23 protein-coding genes are annotated in these 21,550 nt (G+C 44.8%); 16 read left to right on the plus strand and 7 right to left on the minus strand.

Translation table 11 applies throughout. From position 1 onward, the window contains the following. Window positions 1–48 precede the first annotated feature (48 nt). On the plus strand, window positions 49–2,511 hold the full coding sequence (locus ACU01J_RS18270; RefSeq protein ID WP_481086994.1) for a bifunctional diguanylate cyclase/phosphodiesterase: 2,463 nt from the start codon (window positions 49–51) through the stop codon (window positions 2,509–2,511). On the opposite strand, the gene ACU01J_RS18275 is transcribed toward ACU01J_RS18270, so the two are convergent. After that, window positions 2,495–3,133 carry a tRNA-uridine aminocarboxypropyltransferase gene (locus ACU01J_RS18275; RefSeq protein ID WP_481086995.1) on the minus strand — a complete coding sequence of 213 codons (639 nt, stop codon included), beginning with the start codon at window positions 3,131–3,133 and terminating at the stop codon, window positions 2,495–2,497. The genes ACU01J_RS18270 and ACU01J_RS18275 overlap by 17 nt on opposite strands. Next, on the minus strand, window positions 3,130–4,656 hold the full coding sequence (locus ACU01J_RS18280; protein WP_481086996.1) for a COG3650 family protein: 1,527 nt from the start codon (window positions 4,654–4,656) through the stop codon (window positions 3,130–3,132). The genes ACU01J_RS18275 and ACU01J_RS18280 overlap by 4 nt, the downstream gene beginning before the upstream one ends. 38 nt (window positions 4,657–4,694) lie before the next feature. Between ACU01J_RS18280 and ACU01J_RS18285 the strand changes: the two genes are divergently transcribed. Beyond that, entirely contained in the window at window positions 4,695–5,165 is a 471-nt protein-coding gene (locus ACU01J_RS18285; RefSeq protein WP_481086997.1) for an EVE domain-containing protein, read from the plus strand. Window positions 5,166–5,225: 60 nt separating this feature from the next. Here ACU01J_RS18285 and ACU01J_RS18290 read toward each other — a convergent pair whose 3' ends face one another. Together ACU01J_RS18290 and ACU01J_RS18295 are read right to left on the minus strand one after the other, a co-directional pair. Beyond that, window positions 5,226–6,053 (minus strand): Cof-type HAD-IIB family hydrolase, encoded by an 828-nt coding sequence (locus ACU01J_RS18290; protein WP_481086998.1) that lies wholly within the window; start codon window positions 6,051–6,053, stop codon window positions 5,226–5,228. A gap of 109 nt (window positions 6,054–6,162) precedes the next feature. Then, window positions 6,163–7,149 (minus strand): alpha/beta fold hydrolase, encoded by a 987-nt coding sequence (locus tag ACU01J_RS18295; RefSeq protein ID WP_481086999.1) that lies wholly within the window; start codon window positions 7,147–7,149, stop codon window positions 6,163–6,165. An 86-nt stretch (window positions 7,150–7,235) separates the two neighbouring features. On the opposite strand from ACU01J_RS18295, the gene rhtB reads away from it, so the two are divergent. The 7 genes from rhtB (at window position 7,236) to ACU01J_RS18330 (ending at window position 13,979) form a co-directional block, all read left to right on the plus strand. Next, window positions 7,236–7,853 (plus strand): homoserine/homoserine lactone efflux protein, encoded by a 618-nt coding sequence (gene rhtB, locus ACU01J_RS18300; protein ID WP_481087000.1) that lies wholly within the window; start codon window positions 7,236–7,238, stop codon window positions 7,851–7,853. A gap of 262 nt (window positions 7,854–8,115) precedes the next feature. Beyond that, window positions 8,116–9,372 carry an EAL and HDOD domain-containing protein gene (locus ACU01J_RS18305; RefSeq protein WP_481087001.1) on the plus strand — a complete coding sequence of 419 codons (1,257 nt, stop codon included), beginning with the start codon at window positions 8,116–8,118 and terminating at the stop codon, window positions 9,370–9,372. A gap of 108 nt (window positions 9,373–9,480) precedes the next feature. Further along, window positions 9,481–9,822 (plus strand): metalloregulator ArsR/SmtB family transcription factor, encoded by a 342-nt coding sequence (locus tag ACU01J_RS18310; RefSeq protein ID WP_481087002.1) that lies wholly within the window; start codon window positions 9,481–9,483, stop codon window positions 9,820–9,822. A gap of 61 nt (window positions 9,823–9,883) precedes the next feature. After that, complete coding sequence (locus ACU01J_RS18315; RefSeq protein WP_481087003.1) at window positions 9,884–10,885, plus strand: ArsJ-associated glyceraldehyde-3-phosphate dehydrogenase; 1,002 nt, start codon at window positions 9,884–9,886, stop codon at window positions 10,883–10,885. Window positions 10,886–11,058: 173 nt separating this feature from the next. After that, window positions 11,059–11,550, plus strand: coding sequence for a cyclin-dependent kinase inhibitor 3 family protein (locus ACU01J_RS18320; RefSeq protein WP_481087004.1), 492 nt, complete (start codon window positions 11,059–11,061; stop codon window positions 11,548–11,550). 97 nt (window positions 11,551–11,647) lie between these two features. After that, entirely contained in the window at window positions 11,648–12,868 is a 1,221-nt protein-coding gene (gene arsJ, locus ACU01J_RS18325; RefSeq protein ID WP_481087005.1) for an organoarsenical effux MFS transporter ArsJ, read from the plus strand. Between the two features lie 97 nt (window positions 12,869–12,965). Continuing rightward, window positions 12,966–13,979 (plus strand): acyltransferase, encoded by a 1,014-nt coding sequence (locus ACU01J_RS18330; protein ID WP_481087006.1) that lies wholly within the window; start codon window positions 12,966–12,968, stop codon window positions 13,977–13,979. On the opposite strand, the gene ACU01J_RS18335 is transcribed toward ACU01J_RS18330, so the two are convergent. Further along, a complete protein-coding gene (locus ACU01J_RS18335; RefSeq protein ID WP_481087007.1) occupies window positions 13,976–14,305 on the minus strand; it encodes a DUF2500 domain-containing protein in 330 nt (109 codons plus the stop codon). The genes ACU01J_RS18330 and ACU01J_RS18335 overlap by 4 nt on opposite strands. Before the next feature lie 263 nt (window positions 14,306–14,568). Here ACU01J_RS18335 and ACU01J_RS18340 point away from each other — a divergent pair, with 263 nt between their 5' ends. The 4 genes from ACU01J_RS18340 to ACU01J_RS18355 all read left to right on the plus strand — a co-directional run bounded on the left by ACU01J_RS18340 (window position 14,569) and on the right by ACU01J_RS18355 (window position 17,487). Continuing rightward, a complete protein-coding gene (locus ACU01J_RS18340) occupies window positions 14,569–14,934 on the plus strand; it encodes a hypothetical protein (protein WP_004409587.1) in 366 nt (121 codons plus the stop codon). A 915-nt stretch (window positions 14,935–15,849) separates the two neighbouring features. Next, window positions 15,850–16,473: a lysoplasmalogenase gene (locus ACU01J_RS18345; protein ID WP_481087008.1), complete on the plus strand. Its 624-nt coding sequence runs from the start codon at window positions 15,850–15,852 to the stop codon at window positions 16,471–16,473. Between the two features lie 63 nt (window positions 16,474–16,536). After that, entirely contained in the window at window positions 16,537–16,773 is a 237-nt protein-coding gene (locus ACU01J_RS18350; protein WP_481087009.1) for a YecH family metal-binding protein, read from the plus strand. A gap of 129 nt (window positions 16,774–16,902) precedes the next feature. Next, window positions 16,903–17,487 carry a YhgN family NAAT transporter gene (locus tag ACU01J_RS18355; RefSeq protein WP_481087010.1) on the plus strand — a complete coding sequence of 195 codons (585 nt, stop codon included), beginning with the start codon at window positions 16,903–16,905 and terminating at the stop codon, window positions 17,485–17,487. 36 nt (window positions 17,488–17,523) lie between these two features. Here the strand turns inward: ACU01J_RS18355 and ACU01J_RS18360 are convergent, their stop codons facing one another. Together ACU01J_RS18360 and rsmD are read right to left on the minus strand one after the other, a co-directional pair. Continuing rightward, on the minus strand, window positions 17,524–17,790 hold the full coding sequence (locus ACU01J_RS18360) for a DUF1145 domain-containing protein (RefSeq protein WP_481087011.1): 267 nt from the start codon (window positions 17,788–17,790) through the stop codon (window positions 17,524–17,526). Between the two features lie 13 nt (window positions 17,791–17,803). Further along, entirely contained in the window at window positions 17,804–18,403 is a 600-nt protein-coding gene (gene rsmD / locus ACU01J_RS18365; RefSeq protein WP_481087012.1) for a 16S rRNA (guanine(966)-N(2))-methyltransferase RsmD, read from the minus strand. Between the two features lie 210 nt (window positions 18,404–18,613). Between rsmD and ftsY the strand changes: the two genes are divergently transcribed. The 3 genes from ftsY to ftsX are packed head-to-tail and all read left to right on the plus strand — an operon-like array spanning window position 18,614 to window position 21,512. Beyond that, window positions 18,614–19,825: a signal recognition particle-docking protein FtsY gene (ftsY, locus tag ACU01J_RS18370; protein WP_481087013.1), complete on the plus strand. Its 1,212-nt coding sequence runs from the start codon at window positions 18,614–18,616 to the stop codon at window positions 19,823–19,825. A 54-nt stretch (window positions 19,826–19,879) separates the two neighbouring features. Further along, window positions 19,880–20,554 carry a cell division ATP-binding protein FtsE gene (gene ftsE / locus ACU01J_RS18375; RefSeq protein ID WP_134837024.1) on the plus strand — a complete coding sequence of 225 codons (675 nt, stop codon included), beginning with the start codon at window positions 19,880–19,882 and terminating at the stop codon, window positions 20,552–20,554. Then, entirely contained in the window at window positions 20,544–21,512 is a 969-nt protein-coding gene (gene ftsX, locus ACU01J_RS18380; protein WP_481087014.1) for a permease-like cell division protein FtsX, read from the plus strand. Before ftsE ends, ftsX begins: the two co-directional genes overlap by 11 nt. Window positions 21,513–21,550 lie beyond the last annotated feature (38 nt).

Here is a 21,550-nt window from a genome sequence, read left to right on the forward strand (position 1 = left end):
CGGTATAGACAAATACTAGATAAATAATCCCGCCTCAGGCTTTTAAGAATGCGCACCTATTCCGCACGAGTTGCAAGTCATCAGCAACTTTGCTTATTCCTCCAGGACATTCCTGTGAGAGACTCAACTTCATATTTGGTCCAAGTATTATCGTCCGATACGGAACAAGTTGTTTGTGACTATGCAAACTGGCTTAAACTGCACCTTCCCGTTTGTCATATTATTGGTCATAGCACTCGCCATACCATAAGTGATGGGGTGCTCCATCATGACGGCACTCTCATAATCGTTTCTTGTTTTGAACATACGTCCTTGACTTTGTCACGCGTTCTGCTGGATAGCGACTTAGAGTCTCAAATTGAAGTGTTATGTGAAGAGCTTCAATTGGGCATGACGTCGAAAGCGGTGATCAGTTTTTCCGCTCATGCCAGTAGGCTCTATCAAGTTTTAGGTCAAACAGTGGAGATCCCAATTGGTGGAGGGCTTGCTAGCCGTTCTGATGGGGGGAGTCAGTGGGTGCTGTTTGGGAATAAAACCTTTCAAAACGCTGCGGTATTTGTTGCTCTACATAGTGAACAACTCACAGTACATCGCAATGCGTTTTCTGAATGGGCGCCTATTGGTAGGAGACTGAGGGTGACCGATAGCCAAGGCTATAGACTCAAAACCTTAGATTATCAGTCGATATATACAGTTTATCAGCAGCGACTGGCGGAAGACCGTCCTCTCACTTTAGAACAGCTATACTGCTTTCCTCTTCAAGCGAGTAACGGCCAAATCAGCAGCATACGCGAGATGTATCCCGATGGTAGTATGCGGCTCGATAATCCGCTCAATATCGGTGATGAAGTTCGAATTTGCTATAATCACCCTTCACTGACTCTAGAACGAGTTCGATATGACGTGATGCAGTTGGCGCGGAGTAATCCAGAATCGGTGTTTATCTATAACTGTGAATCTCGATTAGAGTTTCTTGAGGGAATCAGTGAGACTAAGCCGTTTGAGCAACTTGCATGCAGCAATGGTTCTTACTGTATGGGCGAGTTTTATCGAGGCAACCGTCAGGAAACACTTCACCATAGTATGACCTATCTTGCGCTTAGTGAAGATAGACAGCGCCCTGCGATAGAGACTTGTAAGTTAGATGAATTTCCAGTTTCGCCTTTGTTCCACTTGATTCGCCACTCGATTGATGAGCTTGACCAAGCTCAAAGACAGATGCAGGAAAAATTAACCAAGCAGACCAAAAAGCTGATAGAAAGCTACCGCCTTGATAAACATACTGGGTTAAAGAATCGTATCGAGCTGCAAGAGCGACTGAAAGTAATTAAAAGTCATGAGCATGTAGTCACGATTAAAGTGTCTAACTTACACCAAGTCAATGAAAAGTATGGCTATCAGGTGGCGGATGAGTTGATCCGCGACTTAAGTGATCACTTTGTTGAACGCTTCACTCACCTTCGTGGCCAAGAATTTGCCAAGAACCTGTACTACATTGGTACAGCGGAGTGGGCGATCGTCTTTACTGCTTTAGTGCCAAGTAAACAGGTTCAACAAGACTTCTCAGCCTTTGCTGACCAAATCGAGCGCCTTAACTTTGAGCCCTATGGGCTGCCCGATGTAGACTTTCTTTCGGTTTCGATTGCCGGAGGTGTTGCCAGTGCTAGTGATTTCCCTGATATCGGGGGGGACGAACTTTTGTTTAAGTCTATCGATGCAAGACGGACCGGCAAAGAGCGTAATACCCACTTCTTCAATGCTAAAGATCGCGCGATTACCCCGGAACAGCAGCGAGATAAAATTGAGTTAATGGGAATCGTCAGTCGAACGATTCTTAAAAAGAACATCATCACCTACAGTCAGCCAATTTTTGCGGCACACACTCGCAAGCAGGTATCCCAAGAGTGCTTAGTGAGAATTGAAGATGAAGGTAATATCATCTCACCTGGATGTTTTTTACCTGTCATTGAGGGTACGCACCTTTATACTCGTTTAAGTCGCTATATGTTGTCTTCTACTTTAAGTTACATGGCAGACAGCCCCGACTCTTTCTCGATTAACTTGTCACCACAAGACATGCTCAGTAATAAGACTTTGTACTTGTTGGAAGAGTCGATCGCTAAGCTCAATGATCCGCATCGATTTGGGATTGAGGTATTGGAGTCGGAGCAAATTAAAGATTTTGGCCGGATGGCGGAAATCTGTTGTCACTTCAAAAATATGGGGGTGCGTTTAATGGTGGATGACTTTGGTGCGGGCTACTCGAACATTGATGAGATCATGCGTCTAGAGCCGGATATTATCAAGCTTGATGGTAGTTTGATTAAGACCATTGATCGAGATGCGAAACAGCGCCAGATAACTGGTCAGTTGGTTCAGCTATGCCAAGTTTTGAACGCGAAGACTGTGGCCGAGTTCGTCCACAACCGAGAGGTGTGTGAAATTGCCGAAGATCTCGGGGTTGATTATCTGCAAGGCTTCTATCTTGCAGAGCCTAGTCGCTTGTTTTAGTCACTAGAGCATGACCACTTTTGTCGGCTTTAAACGCTTGCATATAGTGGTCAAAGAAATTCAGCAACTGCATTGATTTGCTCTCTTCCCCGAGCGCCTTGAGGACTTCGCAACCCACCTCTAGGGTACACAAATGTCCATCTGCTTGATTACGACGTAATTGATAGTTAGAGGCTTGAGTTACGGTGATGTGCGCAAGGGGTAGGCTCTTGAGCCATGCACTTTTACGTAGCATCTTCTTTGCCTCTTGCCAGGTGCCATCAAGAATAATAAACAGTGGCACTTTAGCTGCTTTTTTTGCCTGCAGAGAAGCTTGGCTTACCGGTACGCTCTCTTCATGTGGAAATAATAAGTAAGACTGGTACTGGTCATTGTTCAATAGCTTGATAAGTTCTGAGCATGGGGATTTGCGTTGCCAAATATGCACGCTGGTCGATGCGGGTAAGCTCTTAAGCAGCCACTGCCCAGTATTGGTGTTACGTTGCTGCTCATTCTCATGCGTTAACAGTGCAATATGACAAGCCGATGTGAGAGCTGGTAACTGTTCACAGACACATTGGTGGCGAAGTTGGCACTGAGGGCAGGGAGCTAGCGTGCCCTCGTGGCTCGTTGAAGGTGTCACAGAGTAATACCTTCTTGATGAGGTGTTAAACCATCAGAGAAGAGTTGAATTTGACTGATCTCATCGTAGCTCGCGACAGGCGCGGTGCTTGGGTTGAGAGGGTATTGCTGGCCATCGAACTTGAGAATATGTTGATTAGGCACGGCGCCTCCACCACTGACGAAAAACACCATATCTTGCCAACCTTGACTACTGCTTACACCAAGGTTAATCGGTGTGCTGACTAAGGTAATTCGACTGTTAAATTGCCAGCTATTTTGATGGTTTTCAAAGATCAGTAGTGTGCAGCCACCAGAACCACACCAGTCAAGCTGGGTGATAAGCTCCTTGTTGCCGTCGCCATTGAGATCGTAGCTAAGCCAACGGTAGCGTGTACCCGCAGGATCGGTTTTCGTACTGGCGAAGTAGCTACGCAGTGCTTTATCCACCTTAGGGTTAAATTCCGCTGAGGATGGGATTTGGTTAGGTGATGCTTGCTTGTTTGTTTGCGTTTGCTCAGAGGCACTTTTAAATAGCGTCACGCCACCATCAGCAATCGGATAAATTACATTACCTACTTTCTCTTTGGTCGCCGTTAATTGTTCACCTTTACGAGAGAAAATGCGCTCGGATAGCAATGGCTGTTGTTGATGATGAGTCATCACGACTTGAATTTGCTCAGGGTTAAGTTGCTGCCAGTAACCTGTTTCCACCGAGTCAGACTCGCCATTATTGTAACTGTATGAGGTGGTTGCCGTGTGATCTTGCTTGAGCTGTAGTGAGATAGAAAAATCACTGCTTTTAGTTGAGTTTGCTTGGTAATTGCCTGTCCAACCTTGAGTACCATCTTGGTTGGATAAGGTCGCGCAACCTTGATATTTGACGCCGTTAAGTTCCAGTTTCGAACTCCAGCCATAAAGGGAATCACTCATATTATCGACACAACTACGTTGGTTGAGTTCTAATGAGCCTCTTTCAAATTGGTAACGACGTCGGTCGCCCTCGATATGGCTTGAGCTAAGTTCTAGCAGTTGTTTCTCTTCGCCCATTTTCTGGAAAGCCAGTTGCTTGCCTTCAAAGTTCATCGACCAGAAGGGTTCGCTGCCAAATGCACGTGTTGGCTTAGAGGCTTGTTGGCATCGTTTTGGGTTTTCAGCGGTAAGAAGGTTGACCGAATCCACCACAAAGCGTGCAGCGTAGTCAGCGACAAAACCATCAGTCAGTCCAGTTTCTAAGTGGCCGACGACTTCCCCATATAGAGGTTCATATGGGCTGCGCATTAAAGACAAAGCTTGTTGGAAGCGATCGTTAGGCAGCTCAAGCCAATATTGCTGCTGGCTACCACAAGGCGTAATGGTTCGTACTTCATGACCGAGAACGACCTCACCACGCATAATGAACGTCTGCGGTTTGATAGTGGCAGGTTTATCTAAGCTGGCTGCAGGTGTAGTCGATGTTGACTCGGAACTTGGCTGTGTTGAAATCGAACAAGCTTGTAATGTAAGTAATGTCACGATAGCGACTGGGTTTCGAAGCGCCTTCATGCTATATCTTCCCTATTCAGAAACTGGCGGATTCTATTATGGCATATTGGTTATTCAAAACAGAACCGGACACCTTCTCTATTGACACTCTCAGAACACAAAATAGTTCTTGCTGGGAAGGTGTGCGTAATTATCAGGCGCGAAATATGATGCGAGATGAGGTAAAAGAGGGCGATTTAGTGCTGATTTACCATTCATCGTGTAAGAAAGTTGGCGTTGCGGGTATCGCTAAGGTGACCAAAGAGGCTTATCCCGACCATTTTGCTTTTGACCCAGAAAGTGATTATTACGATCCGAACTCGAGCCCAGACAACCCAAGGTGGGTAATGGTCGATATTGAATTTGTACGTAAAACGGAGCGTCTGATCCCGCTGACGGTGATGAAAGCGATGCCAGAGTTAGAAAATATGCCGTTAGTTAAGCGTGGTAACCGCCTTTCTATCATGCCTGTCAGTGAGCAAGAGTGGCAGGCGATTCTAGATAAAGAAAAGCTGCCAAGTCAGCGTTAGAGCGATAGAACAAAATCAGGTAGCGATAGTGCTGCCTGATGAAGATAAATAAGTGTGCTGTTATAACAGGTTATCTTGCAGATAATGCGCAACGGCATCGTCTGCGTTACTGCCGATCACTTCATTGTTTGGTAGTGCTTCTTTCACTTTATGGTGTGAAGTCCCCATCACCAATCCTTTGCCTGCCATTGCTAGCATTTCTGCATCGTTCATACCATCACCAAACGCAATGCAGTTGTCTAACGTTAGATCGAGTGACTTGGCAACCGCTTCTAGTGCGTGGCCCTTAGACACTTCAGCCGCCATCACTTCCAGACACCAAGGTGTAGAGAACGCGATATTCAGCTTGTCACCAAATGTATCACGCAGTTTTTGCTCAAAAGTCACTAGGTGGTCATGGTCTTGCTCAGGGTGAGTAAAGAACACTTTAGCAATGCCATCAGTAGGTGCTGCATCCGCTGCAAAGCGCTTATAAGCAAAGCCTGATTCGCTGTGGAATTTCGCCAGCATTTCATCGTCACGGTCGAGTAACCAATCTTCATTTTGGTACATGTGGATAAAGATGTTTGGATCTTGGCGGATCACGTCGATCACTGGCTGAACCAATTCTTGAGGGACATTCTTGCTGTACATCAGTTGATCATTCTGGTCATGAACGCGCGCACCATTAGAAGTGATCATGTAAGCCGGAATACCTGCAATCTCACGAATTCCAGCCACATCAATATGGTGGCGACCAGTCGCAAAAATAAAGGTAAAGCCTTTTTCATGCAGTGTTTTTAATGTCTCTTTGGAGTAGGCACTAAGCTGGTGGTTTGGTGCGAGAAGAGTGCCATCGAGATCTGAGGCTACAATGTGAAAAGGAGTATCTTTGCGTGCTTCGGTCATATCACCCTCGTATGCAGTGCGAATAGTTTCCCGTTTGGGTAGAGAGGGTATTTTACTTGAACATAAAGGGGAAAAAGAGGGTAAAGATCGCCCTCCGCTATTTCCTATTTTAGTATTGAGCGAAGAACTGCAAAGTCGCATCCAGTGCTTGGTTACGATATTGGTCTTTTTCAAACAGCAATTCATGCTTGGCGTTATGAATAATCTTAAACTCACATTGGCTATGGGTCTTGGCGAGTTTTTTCATAAACTGAGTTTGCGCTTGGTTTGAGACGATTTGATCATCGCCAGCTTGCATTACCAACAGTGGAGTCTTGATATGACGAGTCATCAGATAGCACTGCTTACAAGCCATCAATCCTTGCCATACCCATTGAGTGCTGGCACCACCAATTTTCAGTTCTGGGTGCTGCTCATACCAATTGCGGAACCAGTGGTAACGGGCGTTACTTTGGCTAAGTTGATTGCCCGCAAAAGGTTTTGGGTAATAGGCGACTTGCCCCGGAGCAAAGGTTGGTTTGGGGTAAACCGCAGTGAGTACTTGGCCTAATATTGTCGCAATTGGTTTGAGGTGCCAAGGTAGGTTTACCCCATACATAGGCGCACTGAGGGCAACGGCATCAAACTTGGCGTCATGTGTTTGCAGATAACGAGTCGCAATATTGCCGCCCATTGAGTGGCCAAGTAGATAGCGCTTTGAATAACCAGATAAATCAAAATGTTCGATGATCTGAGCTAAGTCTTTAATGTAATCATCAAACTCACCGACAAAGCCCATTTGCTTATCTTCAATTAGGCGATCAGACAAGCCTTGGCCGCGATGATCAAATGAATAAATATTATAGCCTTGCTGGAAGAGATCGTAGAAAAGCTCTTGGTACTTAGAGGTGCATTCAATACGTCCGTTAACCACGACAATTGCTTTATCATGTTGAGGTGAAGTCAGCTTAATCCAATAAAGTGCTTTCTTATCAAACGACTTCAGATAGCCTTCTTCACGAGAGCGCCATAAGTTGGCAATACTACCATTGATCACTTGCTCAAAATTGGACTCTTGAGTATAAAAAGGACTAATGTTGGAGCGTGAATCATTCATGGTCAAGTAAAGCCTGATTGTGGTTTGAGTTGTGCAACAGAACTAGATTATGTGTGGCTAAGGGCGTTTAGTCGAGAGGAAATACTATGGATATACATGTTTGGCTTGCTTATGTGGTAACCGCAATTGTGTTCAGTCTTGCCCCTGGGTCGGGTACAGTAAACTCGATTAGTAATGGTTTAAGCTATGGCACAAGGCGTTCGCTTGCCGCGATTGCAGGGCTTCAGGTCGGCCTCACGATCCATATTATGTTAGTCGGTGCGGGCATTGGCGCTTTAGTTGCTCAGTCTGCGTTCGCTTTTAGTGTGATTAAGTGGGTCGGCGCGGCTTATCTGATCTGGCTAGGTATTCATAAGTGGCGTGATCATTCTAGCATTGCGACCGATGAAGCGGGCGCGCATCTATCGAGCATGGACCTGATGCGCAAGGCGATTTTGATCAACCTAACTAATCCTAAATCGATTGTTTTTCTGGTTGCACTGTTTCCGCAGTTTATTGACCCGACTAAAGACCAACTGACTCAGCTAATGGTATTGGGCCTCACAACTGTCTTTATTGATGCTGTTGTTATGCTTGGCTACACCAGTTTGGCTTCGCAAATGGGCCGCTTTATTCGTTCAGATAAGATTATGTCGAAAATCAACAAGGTATTCGGATCAATGTTTATGGGCTGTGGTGCTTTGCTTGCCGCAGCAAAATTGTAGCACTGATGTGTTGTGTTCCTTTCTCCGCGCCAGTACTTATTTGACAAAAAATTGACTTGATGAATACCTTAAGTGTGATTACCATCACAATAAATGACTGACTTGATATGCTGACAGTAAACATTTCTCATTGGTTTGTACTAGCCAACTAGTGGCCTGATTCTGTGGCAGTTTTGTATCAGTTGACAGGATAGTACGTTCTAACATATACCCTCTGTGAATGAGTGTGCTTTATGAAATCATTGACACGCTGTAGATAATCATGCCATATCGTTCAAAAGAAACTTATGAAACTTATGAAACATATGTGGCACGCCAACCTATATTTAACGCTAAGCGACAAACTATGGGCTATGAGCTGTTATTTCGCGATAGTGAACAAAATAGCTATCCTGCCCATATTGAATCCAATCGAGCGACATATCGTCTGATTGTTGAGAACTTTTTGGCTGTCGGTACAAACCCTGATGTCGAGACCTCTCGAGCTTTTATCAACTTCCCTCAAACTAGTCTGCTGCGCTTATTGCCCCTATCCTTACCTCGTAAGAAGATCGTGGTTGAAATTTTAGAAACATGCACACCTAATGATGAACTGTTTGAAGCGATTAAAGAGATCCACTCTCGTGGTTACATTATTGCGTTGGATGATTTTGTTTATAAGCCGGAATGGAAACGCTTCATGCCATATGTCAAAATTATTAAAATTGATATATCGGCGACTGGTATTGAAGAAGCGTGTGCTTTTGTTAAAGAGTATCGTGACAAAGGCAGTAAACGTAAGTTTTTGGCTGAGCGCGTAGAAACAGAGCAAGACTTCCTTACTACTCGAGCGGCTGGCTTTAACTTTTTCCAAGGTTACTTTTTTAGTAAGCCTCGAGTGTATCGCCAGCGTTATATTAGCCCACAGCATGCAACCGCATTGGCTTTGGTTCGGGAAGTATGTCGAGAAGATATTAATTATAAGAAGGTTGAGCAGCTAATTAGTCGAGATATCGCACTCTCATACAAGCTACTTCGTTTCGTTAATACTATGTCAGATCGTCTCGAAGTGCCGATATCCTCATTCAAGCAAGCGTTACTTTATTTAGGTGGCGATCGATTGAAAATGTTTGTTTCGTTAGCGATTGCCTCATTTGTTACTGATACTAAACCGAAAGAGGTTTTTAGGTTATCACTGCAACGTGCACAGTTCTTTTATTTAATGTCGAAAGATATGCCTTTTGATAGGCATCAAGATCAGGCCTTTTTGATCGGGTTGTTTTCTATGCTGGATGCGATGTTTGATATGTCTTTAGAAGATGTCGTGGAACAGCTTCCGCTTTCTAATTCAATAAAAGGCGCTATTATCCGTCGAACTGGCCCTTATGGCGAGCTTTTGACACTTGAGGAGTGTTACGAGAAAGCGGATTGGAAGGGGGTTGAGGAGCTATGTGAATTTCTCGACCTATCCTTTGATGAGATTTCATCACGCATTTCGCAGGCTCAGCGTTGGAGCCAAGAGCTTAACACCATCATCTAATCTCTTTTACCCCTCTAAATGAAACTTTTATGAAAATCTATATATATGGATTGACGTATGTGTTTCACTGTCTAATATATATGCATATCCAGATATGAGTATATAACCATGCTTCCTCATCAATTTTTTAAACTGTTATCTGATGAAACACGAGTGCGCTGCTTAATGCTGATTGTGCGCCAAGAGTGTTTATCGGTGGGCGAGCTCACACAGGCACTGCAAGAGAGTCAGCCCAAAATATCTCGCCACCTTGCTCAATTGCGTTCGAGCGGCATTTTGACTGACGTTAGGCAGGGGCAATGGGTGTTCTACCGTTTATCAACTAATTTACCCGGTTGGATGCGAAAGTTGATCGATGACCTGATCGCATCGAACTGTTTGAAAACTGAATACCAACAAGATATCGAGCGCTTAGAAGCGATGACTTCACGCCCTCAATGTTGCGTTTAACGAATCACAAAACTTTACTCCCTCAAATTTGAGGAGTAACCACTAACTGAGAGACAAAAACATGGCAGTTAAAGTAGGTATTAATGGTTTTGGCCGTATCGGTCGTCTAGCACTTCGCGCAGCTTTCGATTGGCAAGAGCTAGAGTTTGTTCAAATTAACGATGTTGCTGGCGATACAGCAACATTGGCTCACCTTCTAGAGTTTGATTCAGTTCAGGGTCGTTGGCACCATGAAGTGTCTGTTGAAGGCGATGAGATGATCATCAATGGTCAACGCATCAAAACCACTCAACAGCGCGACATTGATGCTATCGATTGGTCTGGCTGTGATGTGGTGATTGAAGCGACGGGTGTCCACCGTAAGACATCATTCCTAAACAAATACTTAGAGCAAGGCGTGAAACGTGTTGTGGTATCGGCACCAGTGAAAGAAGAAGGTATCGCGAACATCGTTGTCGGTGTCAATGACCATATCTTTGACCCTGCAGTGCACAAAATCGTAACGGCAGCGTCTTGTACAACAAACTGTATTGCACCTGTGGTTAAAGTGATCAACGAGAAGCTTGGCATCGAGAACGCGTCATTCACGACGATTCACGATCTAACCAACACGCAAACTATTCTAGATGCGCCGCATAAAGACTTACGCCGTGCGCGTGCGTGTGGCATGAGCCTAATCCCAACTACAACAGGTAGTGCTAAGGCGATTGTTGAGATCTTCCCGGAGCTAGAAAACCGCATCAATGGCCATGCTGTACGTGTTCCATTAGCGAACGCTTCTTTGACAGACATTATCTTCGAAGTGAAGCAAGACACCACGGCAGAAGAAGTTAACGCGATGCTGAAACAAGCGTCTGAGAATGAACTGAAAGGCATCCTTGGTTTTGAAGAACGACCATTAGTTTCTATTGATTACAAAGGCGACCAACGCTCAACAATTGTTGATGCGCTATCAACCATGCTGGTGGGTAAACGCATGGTTAAGATCTACGCTTGGTACGATAACGAAATGGGCTATGCGACACGTACTGCAGAGTTAGTACGTAACGTTGGCCTAGCTTAATACTCTTCATACTTGAAGCCGCAGCGTTGTTAACTGCACAAGTCCACCGGATCGCCGGCCGCCCTAATCACATAGGAAACCTATGCTCATAGGGCTGAACTTGCTTGTTGCCTAGCTGCAACTCCAATTATTTTGAGTATTAATTTAAACATATAAAAATTGTGGAAATGAATATGTCACATCCTACATGGCAACTCGATTTAGATGCTGGTGCGTTAGTCCTGACTCCGTGTCCAGGGACTAAAGATGTTGATCTAGACTCATCGCTAGCGCAGCTTAAAGAGCAAGGTGTTGAAGCGATTGTTACTGCGTTAGATGACGCGGAGCTAGCGAGTAAAGATGTTGCTGCTTTGGGCGAAAAAGCTCGTGCCCTCGGTATGCAGTGGTTTCAAATCGAAATTGAAGATGATTGCGCACCGGGTGCTGATTTTGCTGCCAAGTGGCAAGCGGCGAGTCCTGAGCTACATAAGGTCGTCGACAATGGCGGTAAGGTTGCGATGCACTGCATGGGTGGATCTGGTCGTACAGGGTTATTTGCAGCTCATCTACTGCTAGAAAAGGGTTGGAACTTGGACAAGATTGTTCAAGAGGTTCAGGCATTGCGCCCAGGTGCTTTTACCAAACCAATTCAAGTGGAGTACATCAACGCGGTGGCGCAAAAGTAATCCCTTGTTCAGCGATAAGAGCTTTTGGATCATGATGATCCAAAAGCTCTACCATCTCTCCTCAAACTCAATTCTTCCACTCAATCGGTAGGATGTTATGTTGTCAAACCTAAGCAAAAGCGTTCGCCAATACATGCTGGTGACTTTCAATTACTGGAACTTCACCGTTACTGACGGCGCCCTTCGCATGCTGGTGGTGCTGTACTTTTATGACTTAGGCTACAGTTCACTTGAGATTGCTTCACTGTTTCTTTTCTACGAATTTTTTGGTGTTGTGACAAACCTTATAGGTGGCTGGCTAGGTGCACGTTTAGGTCTTAATAAAACCATGAACTTGGGCTTGGGGATGCAGATTATTGCGCTCAGTATGCTTGCCGTACCAAGTGCAATGTTAACCATTCCTTGGGTGATGGCAGCTCAGGCTCTGTCAGGTATCGCCAAAGACCTCAATAAGATGAGTGCCAAGAGTGCGATTAAAACCTTGGTCCCTGATGATCAGCAAGGGGCCCTGTATAAGTGGATTGCTATCTTGACCGGTTCGAAGAATGCGCTCAAAGGGGCGGGGTTCTTTGTTGGTGGCTTACTTCTGTCGATAATCGGCTTTAAATATGCGGTATTGGCTATGGCAGCAGTGTTAACGATGGTGTTTATTGGTAGCGTTATCAGCCTTGAAGCGGATATGGGCAAAGCGAAAACTAAGCCTAAGTTTAGTCAGCTGTTTTCAAAATCTCAGCCGATAAATATCCTTTCTGCAGCGCGTATGTTCCTCTTTGGCGCCCGTGATGTGTGGTTTGTCATTGCCCTGCCTATTTATCTCGGTAGTGTGTTTGGTTGGGATCACGCTTGGGTTGGCGGTTTCCTCGCAGCGTGGACGATAGCTTACGGTGTGGTGCAGGGCGTTGCGCCTAAAATTACTGGCAAAGCGCAAGGTAAAGTGCCAGATGGTCATGCTGCTTTGGTGTGGGCCGCATTGCTCGCGCTAGTGACCGCAGTTATTGCTTATGCGGTGCAAATAGGTTGGCAGCCTGAATTGGTGATTATCGGTGGTCTGATGGTGTTTGGCGCTATTTTTGCGGTCAACTCATCGCTCCATTCGTATCTAATTGTCAGCTATGCCAAGGGCGATGGTGTCTCTTTAGATGTCGGTTTCTATTACATGGCAAATGCTATGGGTCGTCTGATCGGCACGATTCTATCTGGCTTAGTATTCCAAATGGCAGGTCTGTCGGCTTGCTTGTGGGTATCCTTTGTCTTCCTCGCCTTAACCACGCTGATCTCACTCAAGCTACCGAAAGTGAAACAGACCGCCATCGCTTAACTAGCCTGAATGTTTATTGACTAAAAGCTGCCCAAATGACTCATGCGGTCAGCTTTTTTATTGCTATATTCAAGAGGTTATTTTCTGAGGTGTCAGTATGAGAGAAAGGGTTCTGTTTTTTGATTTACTACGCTGTGTGGCCGCAGTAGCTGTAATTGCGATTCATGTGCTTGCGCCGTATCGACATGAGTTTGGTGTGATCCCTTTCGGTGAATGGGCGACCGCGGTGGGGGTAAATAGCGTCACTCGCTGGGCCGTTCCGGTGTTTATTCTGATTACTGGCGCCTTGATGTTGAGCGATAGTCGGCCATTTGATGCCAAGTATTATGTCAAACGGCGTTTGGGCAAGGTGCTAGTACCGTTTCTCCTCTGGTCGCTGTTCTACGCTCTGCTTTCTGGCTTAACAAGCAGTGGCTATGACGTTTCAGTGACCCAGCAAGTAATGGCTGATAGTCCATCACACGCGACCTATTATCACCTTGGGTTCTTCTATTACTTTATTCCACTCTATTTTGTGATCCCGTTTTTCCAGTTAGTGGTTATGCGTTATGGCGCAAGTGCTCTCTATGGTTTTGTTGCGGTATGGCTTGCGACATCACTGATGTACTTACTCAAAATCGATGGGCCGTGGAGCCATCAACTTTGGCTGTACAGTGGCTACCTGCCATTGGGTTATCTGCTTTATCAACGAGTGCCCTTGTCGAAAGGCTATGTTGTGCTATTTACCCTGCTAGGGACGGTGGCATTAGCGACGACGGCGTATATGGTGATTCATAACAGCCAGCTCGCTGGGGAGTACACGGTCGGACGTTGGTTGTCGTACAAGACACTCAATGTGATTCTAGCGGCGAGCATGATCTTTATGCTTTGCCGCTATTTTGGTGAAGGCTTATCAGGGCAAGCTAATAAGGTAATTGGTTTTATCAGCCAGCACAGCCTAGGGATTTATATCCTTCACCCTATTTTCTTGTGGCCGATGAAAGAGTTTGGCTGGTATCAGGGACATCCAGCTTGGGTTATTCCGCTATGGATTGTGTTAAGTGGCAGCGGCGCGTTAATGATGAGCTGGTGTCTGTCGAAATCCGATAAAACCCGTTGGTTATTGCCTTAACGTTTGAGCGCAAAGTGGAGAAACTTATCTCCCTGATAAGTGAGCGTGCCCTGATCGCCAGGATTGAGAGCGTGGAAATAGTGCACACCAACTTGGAATTCACGTTTAGGGCCTAAACGACCTTTCTGCACGTAGATCCAATATTCTTGGTCCTCTTGTCCTGGTTGAGTGTTCTCTATATCGATCGATTGCTTGTCTAATACGGTGACATCTGCGGTTTGTTCGGGCGCGTCTTCACCTTGGATATGCTTGCGATAGAAGTGGACAAAAGCCCAGCCGCTAGCAAGGGCAAAAATAACAACAGTAATGAATAGCGTTACAGGCATGTTTCACGGCCTCTAATGGGTTTAGCGTAATGATAGCGAGATTTTAGACTCTATTCTGGGTATGAGTCTTGCTATAAAGATAAAATACTCAAGTGCAAAAAACTATTCGAGCCATATCACACCACTGTAAGCAGAAAAAAGTTGGGAGAGAGTTTAAGTATTGATTCTACAGCACAAATTTTCTTGCAAGTTAGATAAAAAGTGGGAGAGTAGGTAGTAGATGGAGCAAATGTCGCTAAACTTAGTAGCAATGGAGGAAAACTATGTCTGATATCGAAAAAGTGGTTACACGCACTCGTCGTATCGAGAAGCTTCTCCGTACTCAATATCACGCTGATGGCAGAGGTTTGCATCAGCTCATTACGAGCTGTGAAGAACGGCTTCCTCATGATGTGATCGGTAAGCTGAGATACATTGCGACGATTCGCAATAAAGTCGTGCATGAAGAAGATTTTAAGCTAGATAATCGCAAAGACTTCTTAACCACGTGTGATGAATGTGAAAAAGAGCTCACGCCAAGAAGTAGTCGTTTTGTCTGGCGAGCGGCAATTACGCTGATGACACTAATTACTGTCGCGGCACTTCTGTTCTATTATGCTCATTGGGATGTGTTATCTAAGCATTTATAGCCTAAAGCTTAAAAATGGTGGTTTTAGTGATTGTGTCAAAACTAGACATGTCGCTGATAATTAAATCAAAAATGCCATAAGAAATGTTGATTAAAACAAAAAGGGACGCATCTGCGTCCCTTTTTGTTTTTAAATTTGACTTAGTACATCATCGGCAGTGTCATTAGGCCTACGACTACTGCGATCATTACAAGTCCTTGTTTTTGTGAAGAAGAAATCATAGCACTGCTCCTTTAATGTGATGTTTGATTCTATGTTTTTTAGAATAGCAGTATTTTGGTGGTTTGATCAAGTATTTTGTTGCCTAAGCTCCAAAAGTGTAACTTTTCTTGGTTGAATGGGGCTAAATTGCAGGGGTTATCTGTGATTTATAAAAAAGTAACTTGTCTATTACTTAATCTATTTTAAATTTGATTTTGTTTTAAGTTGTTGATTTTAAAGTTTTTGTTTTGTTTTTTCATATTGTTGATGATAGTTTTGTTTTGTTTTTGCTGTCTTGGTTTTTTCTGGTCATTTTTCAGATTGTTTTGTGTTAAAATGGCTTTCTGTTTCTGATGTTTCTATGACAGTGGTATTAAATTGTCACTATATTGTCAGGTTAATTTAATATAAATCTCTACTTTTCAAATGCGATCTAATCTCGTTTTTTGCATAAGTCATTGATTTGTATTTTTCATTTTTGTTTTTTTGTTATTGGTATGCCATTTTTGATGGCTTGGCATGTGTAATCGAGACAATTAAATAAAATTGTTGAGTATTATCGGTGTGTTCTTGGAAGGTTAGTAGGTGGCATACTGGTTAATCCGGGAGGAGAGAAACAGATAACTCACATCAAGATCCAAGTTTTGCTTTCTGTGGCTAGACATCTAGGTCGGTCTGCCTACACTAGCAGCTCATTTTTATTGAGGTGTTCGAATGTGGAGCTGGCTATCGGTTGCCCTTTCTGGGTATATCAGTATTTCCGCCAATGAAAATAATCATGTGAAGCAGGCTGTGATGTTTAAAACAATGTCGCTGCTTCTGCTGTTAGTCATGCTTTGGAGTCACAGTGCACCAATGAGTGCCGCGGCTGGGTGGGTATCGCTAGGGTTGGCGATCTCAATGGTGGCTGATGGACTCTACCTTGTTAAGAAACACCTTAGGTTGAGCTTTGCAGGCTTTATTGCCGCTCAACTTTGTTATAGCGCATCCTTTTGGTTCAAGCTTTCTGGCGACATGGTGCTTTGGTTACCGGCATTGCTACTTGGTATCGGTGTCGTGAGCTTTTTCTTGTTGCTGCCTAAGATTGACCAGTTGATATTTCCGGTTGTTATGATGGGGATTGTTTTGCTGCAACTGAACTGGGCGGCCGGAGAGGTGTGGTTAATTCATGGTGGGGGCGCGAGTGCGGTGGGCTTTATCGGTTCTGCTACCTTAACGCTATCAGCCGTGTTACTTGCCATTCATGACTATAAACATCCGCTGCGCCAAGGACGTTACCTGATCTCGGGTAGTTACCTGCTTGCTCACAGTCTGATTACCGCTTCTCTGGTTATCTAAAATCAAAGCAAAAACGCTTCGATTGGTTATTCTCAACACATCAAACCTTGTTGAGGAAACATTATGTCGACTGAAATCCATGCTCACAACGTTCTAAACTTATTGAGAGAACGCCCGATGTCCAAATCAGAATTGGAATCTGTGGTGAACGAAACGTTTGGTGAGCAAGCGCGTTTTAGAACCTGTAAGTGCAATGGCTTCACGCTAGATACGCTATTAGAATTCTTTATTGAGCGTGAAAAAGTGATTGTTCAAGAAGGGATTTGGCAGATTAATGCTGAGCGAGTCTGTAGCCATTAACTGAAACTGTCATTAATCGCTAAGTGATTGAGATTAATTGCGCTTGTGCCTCCAAATCACAACATGAGATTGTTATACTTCGCCGACTTTTTGATGCGCTTGATTTATAACATTTTGGAGGCTTAATTCATGGACATTCTTTCTGCCGCGACCATGATCTTTCTTATCATGGATCCGCTTGGCAACCTACCTATCGTCCTATCGATATTAAAGCACTTAGATCCTAAGCGCCGCCGTATCGTTCTGGTACGTGAACTTTGCTTTGCCCTCGGCATTTTGTTGTTATTCCTTTTTGCGGGTAAAAGCATCCTTAGTTTCCTCCATGTTCAACCGGAAACCTTGAGCATCTCAGGCGGTATCATTCTATTCATTATTGCGATAAAAATGATATTCCCAAGTGGCGGAAGTATTGTTGGTTTAGCGGCGGGTGAAGAGCCATTCTTTGTGCCGATGGCTATTCCTATGATTGCTGGTCCTTCGGTTATTGCGTCGATTTTGCTGCTTTCTAGTCAACACCCAGATAAGTTACTTGAGCTGTCGGGCGCGGTGTTGTTAGCGTGGGGCGCGACCTTCTTTATCTTGATGTTCTATAACTTCTTCCATCGTATTTTGGGCGAACGAGGCTTAAAGGCAGTGGAAAGGTTGATGGGCTTATTGCTGATTATGATCTCTACCCAGATGTTCCTTGATGGGGTCAAAGGATACTTAGCTTAAAAGACAAAAAACGCCGCTCAGTTGAGCGGCGTTTGTTTACATCATATGTTTGCGTCGGATATCGAGCAGAGCAAAAATACCAAAAATTAGAATCGACCATTTTTCCCAGCGGCTCATACTGATCTTGTCACCAAATGCACCGATGAAGATCAGCATCTGTAGACCATGCATGATGAGCAAGAATGCGGTCATGATGTAGAGCGCAATCGCAGAATTTCCTGGGAAAGGGTGAAAGATATTAAAAATCAAAATAAACCACACAAAGCCAATCGCGGCTTTTGCGAGTAACAATAACGCTTTCATATCGACGTCCTATTTAGTCTTGTTGTCGTTCAAACAGTCGGTAGCAGACTTGTCCTGCGGTTTTCTCTCTGTGTAGGTGCCAGTGTGCCGGAATGCCTTCCAAAGCCAACTCTTTTTCTGTTTCAATATAAATCATAGCGCCGTCCGCTAGCCAGCCATTACTTTCCAACAAAGCGACGGTTTCATCGAGCAATCCTTTACGGAAAGGGGGATCGATGAAAACGACGTGATGAGGTGTCCCAGGCTGCCTTAAGTAGCTAAGCGCATCGCTGTTGATCGCTTGTAGATTATCGCCTTTTAATGACGCAATATTCGTTTGTAACTGCCTGAAAGCCTGTGGGTTTAGCTCAATTAGCGTCACCATCTTAGCTTGACGAGAAGCGGCTTCAAAGCCTAAGCCTCCAGAACCAGCAAAAAGATCAAGACACTTTGCACGTGGTACGTCTTGTGCTATCCAGTTAAATAGCGTTTCTTTTACGCGATCGGTTGTCGGTCTAAGACCTTCTGCGTCATGAACAGGGAGTTTTCTTCCTCTCCATAAGCCGCTAATAATACGAACAAAGCCCGCCGATGGCTTTTTTTGTGATGTGTTTTGCTGGCGACGTCTTACCATAGATTTTTTGACCGCTAATAAAGTGATACTATAGCCAGTCGCTCTGCTGTTGAGCGCTAACATACAGCCCAAATTTGTTGATAACAAAGTGTATACCATCGCTTTATCAGTGAAAACTTTTCACTTTGTTGTCATTTGTCTTTTCTGAGTAGCGATAATAGCCCCCAGAAAAGAGTCTGATTTAATTAAGACGATCTAGGATAGCCCCAGATGACGGAAAAAAAGAAGCGCGGTTTACTCTCTTGGCTTGGCTTTGGTGATGAAGAACAAGCAAAACAACCCGTTGAAGAAACACAGCAAGCTGCTGAAGAACTTGAGCAACAGCAGCTTGAAACTGTTGACGAGCAAGTAGAACAAACTAAAACTCAGCAAGCAGAAGCAGAAGCAGAAGCAGAAGCAGAAGCAGAAGCAGAAGCAGAAGCAGTTGTTGAAGTGGAAGAAGCGATAGAAGAAGTTGCTACGCCAGCTGAGCCTCGTGTTGCTGAGCAAGAAAAACCAACAGAAAGCTTTTTTGCTCGTCTTAAACGCAGCCTAGCGCGTACCAAAGCTAACATTGGTGCTGGCTTCTTTGGCTTGTTTAAAGGCAAGCAGATCGATGATGAGCTATTTGAAGAGCTTGAAGAGCAGCTGCTTATTGCTGATGTGGGTATGGATACCACGCTAAAGATTATTGATAACCTGACGGAGAAAGCGTCTCGTCAGGATCTGAAAGATGGTGAAGCACTATACGGTCTGCTCAAAGAAGAGATGGCTGAGATTCTGTCTAACGTAGAGAAGCCGCTTGAAGTTGATAGCAGCAAAACGCCTTACGTTATTTTGATGGTCGGTGTAAACGGTGTAGGTAAAACGACGACTATCGGTAAGCTAGCGAAGCAATTCCAAGCGGAAGGCAAGAAAGTAATGTTGGCGGCCGGTGATACATTCCGCGCCGCAGCGGTAGAACAGCTGCAAGTATGGGGTGAGCGTAACAACGTCCCAGTGGTGGCTCAGCATACCGGTGCTGACAGTGCTTCAGTTATCTATGATGCGATTGAATCAGCCAAAGCCAAAGGTGTTGATGTGGTTATCGCTGATACCGCCGGTCGTCTGCAGAACAAAGCGAACCTAATGGAAGAGCTGCGTAAGATCGTCCGTGTAATGCAAAAAGTCGACGGCTCTGCTCCGCATGAAATCATGTTAACGCTAGATGCGGGTACTGGTCAGAATGCGATTAGCCAAGCAAAACTGTTTAGCGATGTAGCGCCTCTGACCGGTATTACTCTAACTAAGTTAGATGGCACGGCGAAAGGTGGTGTGATCTTCGCCCTAGCGGATCAATTCCAAATCCCTATCCGTTACATCGGTGTAGGCGAAGGCATTGACGATCTACGTCCATTTGAAACACAAGAATTTATCGACGCACTATTCAGTCGAGAAGACTAATCCAGTCATCTATCTAACAAGCAATTGAAGAAACTCAGTTAAGAGGGATTTCGAGTGATAAAATTTCAGCAAGTGAGTAAAGCCTATCGCGGTGGTCGACAAGCTTTACAGAAGGTCGACTTTCATCTCCGTCGAGGTGAAATGGCCTTTCTCGGTGGCCATTCGGGTGCCGGTAAGAGTACGCTGCTAAAGTTGATATGTGCCATTGAACGCCCAACTGATGGAAAAATCAGTTTCAATGACCACGACATCACTCGTATTCCGAGCAAAGATATTCCGTTTCTACGTCGCAATATCGGGATTGTGTTCCAAGACCATCGTCTGCTGATGGATAGAAGCGTATTTGATAACGTCGCGTTGCCTATGCGCATCGAGTCAATTGCGGAAAACGAGATTAAACGTCGAGTTTCTGCCGCGTTAGATAAAACGGGCTTGCTCGATAAAGCTAAGTGTTTACCGAGCCAATTGTCGGGTGGTGAGCAGCAGCGTGTTGGGATTGCCCGTGCGGTTGTTAATCGTCCAACGCTATTATTGGCCGATGAGCCAACGGGTAACCTTGACCCTGACTTATCCAATCGCGTGTTAAAACTGTTTGAAGAATTTAACCGTGCTGGAGTGACCATCCTACTGGCCACTCACGATCTGGGGTTAGTGAATACTCGCCCACAATACCGCCATCTAGAGTTAAACCAAGGTTTCTTGAGTGAGGTCGAAGACTATGGCCATTAATCCTCGTAAAAAAGCGAGTACTTCAAAGCGTGCCAAGAATCGCGTTAAGCGCGACAGTTTCTTCACCGTACACCTTAAGCAAGCTAAAGCGTCATTAGGTGAACTTTGGTTGCGCCCGATGGGGAATATTCTCACCTTAGCCGTTATTTCAATGGCGCTAGCGATGCCTTCTGCACTCTATTTACTCGGTAAAAACATTTCTGAAGCGTCTAGTGATGTGACTAGCCCTTCGCAAGTGAGTGCTTACTTAAAAGAGCAAACCCCTGAAGCGCGCGTGATGGTATTGAAAGACCAACTAGAGAGTGCGACGGATGTGGCGAAAGTGGAGTACGTCTCTCCGCAGCAAGGTTTAGATGATCTCAGCCAATATTCAGGCTTTGAGCGCGCGCTGACCATGCTGGATGATTATGCTTTACCTGGTGTATTAGTGATTACGCCAAGTATGGAAGATAAGGAATCGATCAAGAAATTAGCCTCACGTGTTGCGAAAGAAGAAGGCATTACTGACGTACGTCTCGATGAGGATTGGCTGACGCGCTTGGATGCGATTAAGAACCTTGTTGGCGGTATTGTCGTTACCCTATCTGTGCTTATGTTGGGCTCGGTATTCTTGATTGTTGGTAACACTTTGCGTTTTAACGTACTGGCGAACAAAGACGAAATCCAAACCATGAAGCTAATTGGTGCGACAAACAGCTATATTTTACGCCCGTATCTATACTCGGGCATGTGGTTTGGATTGCTTGGAGCAACAATTGCTTGGATTTTAACTGCGGTTATCACAATTATACTCAACAACAGTGTTGAGCAATTGGCGCTACTGTATGATAGTCGCTTCAGACTGGTAGGTTTGAGCTGGGATGAGTCTTTGCTCCTCGTGATGTTAGGCACCTTCTTAGGTTGCCTTGCGGCGAAGGTTTCTGCTCAGCGTCATCTAAAAGAAATAGAACCTGTTTAAATTGAACCTGTTTATTATGACGTTGTCATACTATTGAA

Source organism: Vibrio sp. 2433-A1 (assembly GCF_056726085.1).

Bases quoted from the DNA above. Each gene is read 5' to 3' on its own strand.
- ACU01J_RS18355 (WP_481087010.1), top strand. From the start codon at position 16,903: ATGGACATTCTTTCTGCCGCGACCATGATCTTTCTTATCATGGATCCG.
- ACU01J_RS18315 (WP_481087003.1), top strand. From the start codon at position 9,884: ATGGCAGTTAAAGTAGGTATTAATGGTTTTGGCCGTATCGGTCGTCTA.
- ACU01J_RS18320 (WP_481087004.1), top strand. From the start codon at position 11,059: ATGTCACATCCTACATGGCAACTCGATTTAGATGCTGGTGCGTTAGTC.
- ACU01J_RS18285 (WP_481086997.1), top strand. From the start codon at position 4,695: ATGGCATATTGGTTATTCAAAACAGAACCGGACACCTTCTCTATTGAC.
- ftsX (WP_481087014.1), top strand. From the start codon at position 20,544: ATGGCCATTAATCCTCGTAAAAAAGCGAGTACTTCAAAGCGTGCCAAG.
- rhtB (WP_481087000.1), top strand. From the start codon at position 7,236: ATGGATATACATGTTTGGCTTGCTTATGTGGTAACCGCAATTGTGTTC.
- ACU01J_RS18295 (WP_481086999.1), bottom strand. From the start codon at position 7,149: ATGAATGATTCACGCTCCAACATTAGTCCTTTTTATACTCAAGAGTCC.
- ACU01J_RS18305 (WP_481087001.1), top strand. From the start codon at position 8,116: ATGCCATATCGTTCAAAAGAAACTTATGAAACTTATGAAACATATGTG.
- ACU01J_RS18310 (WP_481087002.1), top strand. From the start codon at position 9,481: ATGCTTCCTCATCAATTTTTTAAACTGTTATCTGATGAAACACGAGTG.
- arsJ (WP_481087005.1), top strand. From the start codon at position 11,648: ATGTTGTCAAACCTAAGCAAAAGCGTTCGCCAATACATGCTGGTGACT.
- ACU01J_RS18280 (WP_481086996.1), bottom strand. From the start codon at position 4,656: ATGAAGGCGCTTCGAAACCCAGTCGCTATCGTGACATTACTTACATTA.
- ACU01J_RS18270 (WP_481086994.1), top strand. From the start codon at position 49: ATGCGCACCTATTCCGCACGAGTTGCAAGTCATCAGCAACTTTGCTTA.
- rsmD (WP_481087012.1), bottom strand. From the start codon at position 18,403: ATGGTAAGACGTCGCCAGCAAAACACATCACAAAAAAAGCCATCGGCG.
- ftsY (WP_481087013.1), top strand. From the start codon at position 18,614: ATGACGGAAAAAAAGAAGCGCGGTTTACTCTCTTGGCTTGGCTTTGGT.
- ACU01J_RS18340 (WP_004409587.1), top strand. From the start codon at position 14,569: ATGTCTGATATCGAAAAAGTGGTTACACGCACTCGTCGTATCGAGAAG.
- ACU01J_RS18350 (WP_481087009.1), top strand. From the start codon at position 16,537: ATGTCGACTGAAATCCATGCTCACAACGTTCTAAACTTATTGAGAGAA.
- ACU01J_RS18360 (WP_481087011.1), bottom strand. From the start codon at position 17,790: ATGAAAGCGTTATTGTTACTCGCAAAAGCCGCGATTGGCTTTGTGTGG.
- ACU01J_RS18345 (WP_481087008.1), top strand. From the start codon at position 15,850: ATGTGGAGCTGGCTATCGGTTGCCCTTTCTGGGTATATCAGTATTTCC.
- ACU01J_RS18290 (WP_481086998.1), bottom strand. From the start codon at position 6,053: ATGACCGAAGCACGCAAAGATACTCCTTTTCACATTGTAGCCTCAGAT.
- ACU01J_RS18335 (WP_481087007.1), bottom strand. From the start codon at position 14,305: ATGCCTGTAACGCTATTCATTACTGTTGTTATTTTTGCCCTTGCTAGC.
- ACU01J_RS18330 (WP_481087006.1), top strand. From the start codon at position 12,966: ATGAGAGAAAGGGTTCTGTTTTTTGATTTACTACGCTGTGTGGCCGCA.